Source organism: Variovorax sp. 20P10.2.4, from assembly GCF_058244205.1.
In genome coordinates this window covers 1-5,971 of the sequence record NZ_JBZAYE010000460.1, presented here as the reverse complement: position 1 = coordinate 5,971, position 5,971 = coordinate 1, and the positions used below count along the sequence as shown (strand labels likewise).

The 5,971-nt window shown below is 69.2% G+C and carries 7 protein-coding genes; 4 read left to right on the top strand and 3 right to left on the bottom strand.

Annotated features, from left to right (window positions below):
- Window positions 1-349: EamA family transporter (locus AC27VN_RS30205; protein WP_490878941.1), on the bottom strand; the 349-nt coding region annotated here is incomplete at its 3' end.
- Window positions 350-455: 106 nt separating this feature from the next.
- On the opposite strand from AC27VN_RS30205, the gene AC27VN_RS30200 reads away from it, so the two are divergent.
- The 3 genes from AC27VN_RS30200 to AC27VN_RS30190 all read left to right on the top strand — a co-directional run bounded on the left by AC27VN_RS30200 (window position 456) and on the right by AC27VN_RS30190 (window position 2,857).
- Window positions 456-1,355, top strand: a complete 900-nt coding sequence (locus AC27VN_RS30200) for a LysR substrate-binding domain-containing protein (protein ID WP_490878940.1) — start codon at window positions 456-458, stop codon at window positions 1,353-1,355.
- Between the two features lie 85 nt (window positions 1,356-1,440).
- Entirely contained in the window at window positions 1,441-2,046 is a 606-nt protein-coding gene (locus AC27VN_RS30195) for a TetR/AcrR family transcriptional regulator (RefSeq protein WP_490878939.1), read from the top strand.
- 7 nt (window positions 2,047-2,053) lie between these two features.
- A complete protein-coding gene (locus tag AC27VN_RS30190; RefSeq protein ID WP_490878938.1) occupies window positions 2,054-2,857 on the top strand; it encodes an alpha/beta fold hydrolase in 804 nt (267 codons plus the stop codon).
- A 31-nt stretch (window positions 2,858-2,888) separates the two neighbouring features.
- Here the strand turns inward: AC27VN_RS30190 and AC27VN_RS30185 are convergent, their stop codons facing one another.
- A complete protein-coding gene (locus tag AC27VN_RS30185; protein ID WP_093352991.1) occupies window positions 2,889-3,476 on the bottom strand; it encodes a TetR/AcrR family transcriptional regulator in 588 nt (195 codons plus the stop codon).
- 200 nt (window positions 3,477-3,676) lie between these two features.
- Between AC27VN_RS30185 and AC27VN_RS30180 the strand changes: the two genes are divergently transcribed.
- A complete protein-coding gene (locus tag AC27VN_RS30180) occupies window positions 3,677-4,798 on the top strand; it encodes a branched-chain amino acid ABC transporter substrate-binding protein (protein ID WP_490878937.1) in 1,122 nt (373 codons plus the stop codon).
- Window positions 4,799-4,823: 25 nt separating this feature from the next.
- Here the strand turns inward: AC27VN_RS30180 and AC27VN_RS30175 are convergent, their stop codons facing one another.
- Window positions 4,824-5,642 (bottom strand): helix-turn-helix transcriptional regulator, encoded by an 819-nt coding sequence (locus AC27VN_RS30175; RefSeq protein WP_490878936.1) that lies wholly within the window; start codon window positions 5,640-5,642, stop codon window positions 4,824-4,826.
- Window positions 5,643-5,971: the final 329 nt, after the last annotated feature.

Sequence of the window (5,971 nt, the reverse complement as noted above, 5' to 3'; positions counted from 1 at the left end):
GGGCCGCGGGCAGCACCCACAGCGGCGTGGTGTAGGCCAGCACCACCGAGCGGCCCGCGCTCAGGTACTGCAGGCCCAGCGCGGCCAGCACCGAGAAGGCCACCATGTGCAGCAGGCCGACGCTCAGGATCACCGGCAGGTCGTGCCGCGTCGGCACGCCCAGCCGGCCCGAGGCCGGCAGCACCACCCACAGCACGATGCACGCCGGCACCATGCGCAGCGTGGTGGCCCAGATCGGCGTGACGTGTTCCAGCACCACCTTGCCGACGCTCCAGTTGACGCCCCAGGCACCGATGACGATCGCGAGCAGAAGGACGGCGGTGCCGCGCGGCGAGGCGTTCGAGGACATGGCTGACGGTGGGCAGGGAATGGAGCGGAAGCCGCTCAAGATAAGCCGCTCCGCGCGCCTTCGCCAGCGATCCTTCTCTACACTGGCCGTGAAATCAATTCACACCATGGACCTCCAGCAACTCCCCCCGCTGACGGCCCTGCGCGCCTTCGCCGCGGCCGCGCAGGCCGGCAGCGTGGTCGGCGCAGCCGACCGGCTCAACGTCACGCACAGCGCGGTGAGCCACCAGCTCCGGCTCATCGAATCGTGGCTGGGCTGCAAGCTGTTCGACCGCCATGCCGCGGGCGTGACGCTGACCGACGCCGGCCGGCGGCTGTTCGCCAGCACCGCGCGGGCGCTCGACGACATCGGCCAGGTCTGCGCCGAGATCCGCGGCCAGCGGCCCGCCACGGCGCTGACGCTGGCCTGCCCCGGCAGCTTCATGCTGCAGTGGCTGATCCCGCGGCTCGACGATTTCGAGGCGCGGCATCCCCAGGTCGTGCTCAACCTGCAGACCGGCAGCGACCTCGGCCGGCTGCGCGCGGGGCACGTCGATGCACTGGTCTACTGCGGCCGCGGGACGCATCCGCGCGAGGTGAGCGAGATCCTGCTGGCCGACAACGACATCGGGCCGATCTGCACGCCGGCGCAGGTCGGGTCCCTGGCCACGCCGCGCGACCTGCTGTCGCGGCCCCTGCTGAGCACCGACTCCTACCCGGCCGGCTGGGAGATCTGGGCCACGGCCCAGGGCCTGGATGCCGCGCAGTTGCGGCCCCGGCGTTCGTTCGGCCAGTGGGTCTACATGATCCAGGCCGCGATCGCCGGGCTGGGCGTGGGCATCGCGCCCTCGGTGCTGGTGCAGGAGGAGATCGCGCAGGGTTCCATCGTGGCGCCGCTGGGCTTCACGAGCAGCGGCGACCGGATCTCGCTGTGCGTGCTGCGCCGCCGCGCGCAGGAGCCGGCGCTCACGTCGCTGGCGGCCTGGCTGGCCGGCTGCTTCGCACCGCGGCAAGCGCTCGAAGGCTGACGCATCGCGCGTCGGCATCCGCATGCCGGGATTGCGCAAGATAAATTTACGTCGTACATTTATTGCGTAAATCGAAAAAAAATTCATGCCCAAGACCCTGTCGGACGAAGAGATCCAGGACTTCCGCCGCCGCCTGCTGGCGGTTGCCGAACGCTCGTTCGCCGAGCACGGCATCGACGGCGTCACGGTGCGCCAGCTGGCACAGCAACTCGGTTGCAGTGCCATGACGCCCTACCGCTACTTCCGCGACAAGAACGAGATCCTCGCGGCCGTCACCGCCGCAGCGCTCGACCGCTTCTCGCTGGCCCTGGAAACGGCCTTCGACGCACCCGGCAACGCGCATGAGCGCTCGGCCGCCGTGCGCGCCGCCTACCTGCGCTTCGCCTTCGACAACCCCGGGGCCTACAAGCTGATGTTCGGCCTGCCGCACCCCGAGGTGTCGCGCTTTCCGGAGCTCGCACGGGCCGCGCAGCGCGCCGAGCGGATCATGACGGCGCCGCTCGAAGGGCTGGTCGCCGAAGGCGCCGTCGCGGGCGACGCGCGCCTGCTGGGCCGCGTGTTCTGGAGCGCGATCCACGGCGCGGTGTCGCTGCAGCTCGCCGGCAAGCTCGATGCGGCGCCCGGCTTCGAGAGCGTGCTCGAGCACATGCTGCGCTTCATCGTCGCGGGCGCGAACGCCCCGCAGGCCTAGGACCGCCATGCCGGCCATCGACGTCGACGGTTCCCGCATCCACGTGCTCGACGAGGGCACCGGAACGCCGGTGCTGTTCCTCCACGGCAATCCCGACACCGGCGCGCTGTGGCGAGGCCTCGTCGACCGGCTGCGGCCGCACCATCGCTGCATCGTGCCGGACCTGCCGGGCTATGGTCAGTCGACGGCCGCGCCCGGCTTCGATTGCTCGCTCGAGTCGCTCGCCCGCTTCGTCGACGCGCTCGTGCAGCAACTGAACCTGCAGGAGCCCTTGAACCTGGTCGTGCACGACATCGGCGGAAGCTTCGGCCTGGCCTGGGCGGTCAGGCATCCGCAGAGCGTTCGCCGCATCACGATCTTCAACACCTCCTTCTCGCCCGACTACCGCTGGACGCCACTGCACCGGCTCTGGCGCACGCCATGGCTCGGCGAACTGGTACAGCAGCTCACGAGCCGGCGTGCCTTCGCGCGCGAGATGCGCAAGGGCGCGAGCCGGCTCACGGCCGAGCAGGTCGATCGCATCCACGACCGCATCACGCCGTCGATGAAGCGGATGGCGCTGCGCTTCTTCCGCGCGCTCGAGCTGTCCGACTTCGCGGGCTGGGACGAGGCGCTGCGCGCGCTAGCGACGCATATGCCCATGCAGGTGCTCTGGAGCGACGACGATCCCTACATCGCGCCGGAGTTCGCCGACCGCTTCGGCGCGCGCACCGTGCGCCGCTATCGCGGTTACGGGCACTGGCTGCCGCTGGAGGCCACCGAACTGGTGGCCACGGAGATCGCGGCCTTTCTCGCGGCGCCGGACGACTGAGCGGCGGCGCCGGCCGCGATTCGAATCGGCTCTACACGATGCCGTGCAGGCACATGTCGCTCGCCTGGTCGGCCAGCGTCTCGAGGCTCAGGCGCCCGGTGGGTTGGTACCAGGTGTAGGTCCAGTTCAGCATGCCGTACATCAGCATCGCGTGCGTGGTCGCGGCCTGGCGGTCCTTGAACTTCTGCGCGTTGATCTCGCGCAGCAGCGCGCACAGGAAGCCCACCAGCTTCTGTTCGTTGGCATTCACCTGCGCGCGCACCTCTTCGGGCAGGTGGTAGACGTCCTCGATCAGCACGGTGTGGCGGTCGCGCTGCTCGTAGTAGTACTTGAGATGCGCGAGGAAGTAGTTGCGCAACCGCGCGCGCGGATCGATGGGCGCCGACACCAGGTCCGAGGCGATCGCCACCAGCGCGCTCACGTGCTCGCCGAGCATCTCCGCGAGCATCGCTTCCTTGGACGGGAAGTAGTGGTACATGCGCGACTTCGACGCATTGCAGGCCGCGCCGATGTCGATGATGTTGGTGTTGCGAAAGCCGTTCTTGGCGAAGAGGGACGCGGCCACGTCGAGGATCGTGGCCCGGATGTCGTCGAAGTTCTCGGATTTGGTTCTGGCCATGTCGGCATCGCCCGCAAAAGAAAAATGGTTCGTTCGAAACACCCGCGCCTCGCGCATGTTTCGTCCGCCTGCCCTGTACGCAGCCGGGCGAAACAGCGAAATTTATTCCGTCCGGACGGCCTACTCTAACCGAGGCCTCGCGACCTCGCGGCGGGGTCCCTTCCTGATCCTCCCGATCCACCCGCCCCACGGAGCCGCGCATGAATCCCGCTGTACGCCACGCCCTCGCCTCGCTCGTCGTCGCCATCGCCACCACCGCGCAGGCGCAGGATGCGCCCGTGCGCATCGGCATCGCCGCGCCGCTGACCGGTGCCATCGCCCATCTCGGCAAGGACATGGAGAACGGCGCGCGGCTCGCCATCGAGGACCTCAACGCGCAGGGCCTCGCGATCGGCGGCCGCCGGCTGCGCTTCGAGGCGGTGGTCGAGGACGACCGGGCCGATCCCGCCAGCGCCACCACCGTGGCGCAGAAGCTGGCCGATATGCAGGTCAACGGCGTCGTCGGCCACCTCAACTCGGGCACCACCATTCCCGCGGCCCGCGTCTACAACGATGCCGGCATCCCGCAGGTCGCGCCGGCCGCGACCAACCCGCAGTACACGCGCGCCGGCTACCGGTTCGCCGCGCGGCTCATGGCCACCGACGTGCAGCAGGCCGACGGCATCGCCGGCTACGTCGCGCGCACGCTGAAGGCGAAGACCGCCGCCGTGATCGACGACCGCACCGCCTACGGCCAGGGCCTGGCCGACCAGGTGGTTGCCGACCTCGGCAAGGCGCAGGTCAAGGTGCTCAAGCGCGAGTTCGGCACCGACCGCGCGACCGACTTCTCGGCCATCCTCACCACCCTGCGCGGCCTCAAGCCCGACGTGATCGTCTACGCGGGCGCCGACGCGCAGGCTGCGCTGGTCAACCGGCAGATGAAGCAGCTCGGCCTGAGTGCGACCTTCATCGCGGGCGACGGCGTGTGCACCGGCGAATGGAGCAAGCTCGCGGCCGGCGCCAACGAGGGCGCCTACTGCTCGCAGGCCGGCGCGCCACGCGAGGCCATGGCCGCCTTCGCGGCCTTCAACCAGCGCTACAAGGCGCGCTTCGGCGCCGACGTGATCGTGTTCGCGCCCTATGCCTACGACGCGGTGATGGTGCTGGTGGAAGCGATGAAGAAGGCTGGCTCCACCGATCCCGCGGTGTACGGACCGAAGCTCGCGGGCGTGACGCTCACCGGGCTGATCGGTCCGATCGCGTTCGATGCACGCGGGGACAACCTGCGGGGCACGGTGACGATCTATCAGGTGCGTGGGGGGAAGCTGGTGGTGGCGCCGTAGCGTTGCACCCTGCGCGACCCCGGTCCTACTTCGTGAACCCCTCGCGCTTGCGAATCTCGTCGAGGTAGTTGTAGATCGAGAAGCGCGACATGTCGAGCGCCGCCGCCGCGCGGCCCACGCTGCCCTTCACGATGAACAGGCCGCGCCGCAGCATCTCCTCGACGGCGTGCACCTTCTCCTCCTTGTTCATGAGCTGCACCGGCTTGCCGAAGGTGCGGATCGCCGAACGGATGATCTCGCCCATCAGCAGGTCCATGTCGGGCGATTCCTCGCGCGACTCGGGCGTGACCGCAGGCGCCGGCGCGCCCTGGATCGCATGCTCGAGCCAGGCATGGGCGAGCTTGAACACGGTGAGGTCGGCATTCATGCACAGCGCCGCGAAGGGCGTGCCGTCGGCATCGCGGTAGATCACGGTGGCCGACTTCAGCGGCGTGCCGGTGCCGGTCAGCGTGGGATAGACGTTGACCACCGAGTGCCCGCTGCCCGAGAGGTCGGTGGCGGCCGACCAGGCGGCGCCGAAGGCGCGGTCGTCCTTCGGGCCGCTGAGGATGGTGCTGCCGACCTTGCGGCCCGACACATGGCCGTTGGCGATCGCGACCACCGAGGCATCGGGCTGCGTCAGGTCGTGCAGCACCAGTTCGGTGTTCGGCCCGAGCATGCGCCCCATCATCTCCACCACGGGCTTGAGCACCTCGACGATGCGCCGGCGCTCCTCGGCGATGGCCGGCGACACCGTCGCGGCCTTCGAGGGTTTGGCCGCGCGCTGGCGTGCGCGCGGAGCCGGCGGCTGCTGCGCGGTCGAACGGGTGCTGGAGATCTCGGCGGTCTTGCGGGTGGCTGGCATGGACGCGGAAGTCGAAGGAAGGTCGAAGGGGAGTGAAAGCCCTGATCCTTGATTTCAACAAACTGTTGAATACTTGATCTGGCGTTGATTCTGGCACATGTCTTGCAGGTCCGGCCGGCCCTGGGGTCCGCCCGAAACGACGCGGCAACTGTAGGGCAAGGTGCGCCCAGAAATTCAACATTTCGTTGATACGTCAACAAGGAGTTCATATCATGCCGAGTTCGAACCATGCCGCCGCCACGGCGGCACCCCTGCCGGCCTCGCCGCCGGCCACCTCCCGTCGCCATTGGCTCAAGTCCCTCGGCGGCGCTTCCGTCGCGGGCGTGCTC

Excerpts from the sequence above, each read along its gene's own strand:
- AC27VN_RS30175 (WP_490878936.1), bottom strand. The coding sequence starts at position 5,642 with ATGCCAGCCACCCGCAAGACCGCCGAGATCTCCAGCACCCGTTCGACC.
- AC27VN_RS30180 (WP_490878937.1), top strand. The coding sequence starts at position 3,677 with ATGAATCCCGCTGTACGCCACGCCCTCGCCTCGCTCGTCGTCGCCATC.
- AC27VN_RS30190 (WP_490878938.1), top strand. The coding sequence starts at position 2,054 with ATGCCGGCCATCGACGTCGACGGTTCCCGCATCCACGTGCTCGACGAG.
- AC27VN_RS30195 (WP_490878939.1), top strand. The coding sequence starts at position 1,441 with ATGCCCAAGACCCTGTCGGACGAAGAGATCCAGGACTTCCGCCGCCGC.
- AC27VN_RS30200 (WP_490878940.1), top strand. The coding sequence starts at position 456 with ATGGACCTCCAGCAACTCCCCCCGCTGACGGCCCTGCGCGCCTTCGCC.
- AC27VN_RS30185 (WP_093352991.1), bottom strand. The coding sequence starts at position 3,476 with ATGGCCAGAACCAAATCCGAGAACTTCGACGACATCCGGGCCACGATC.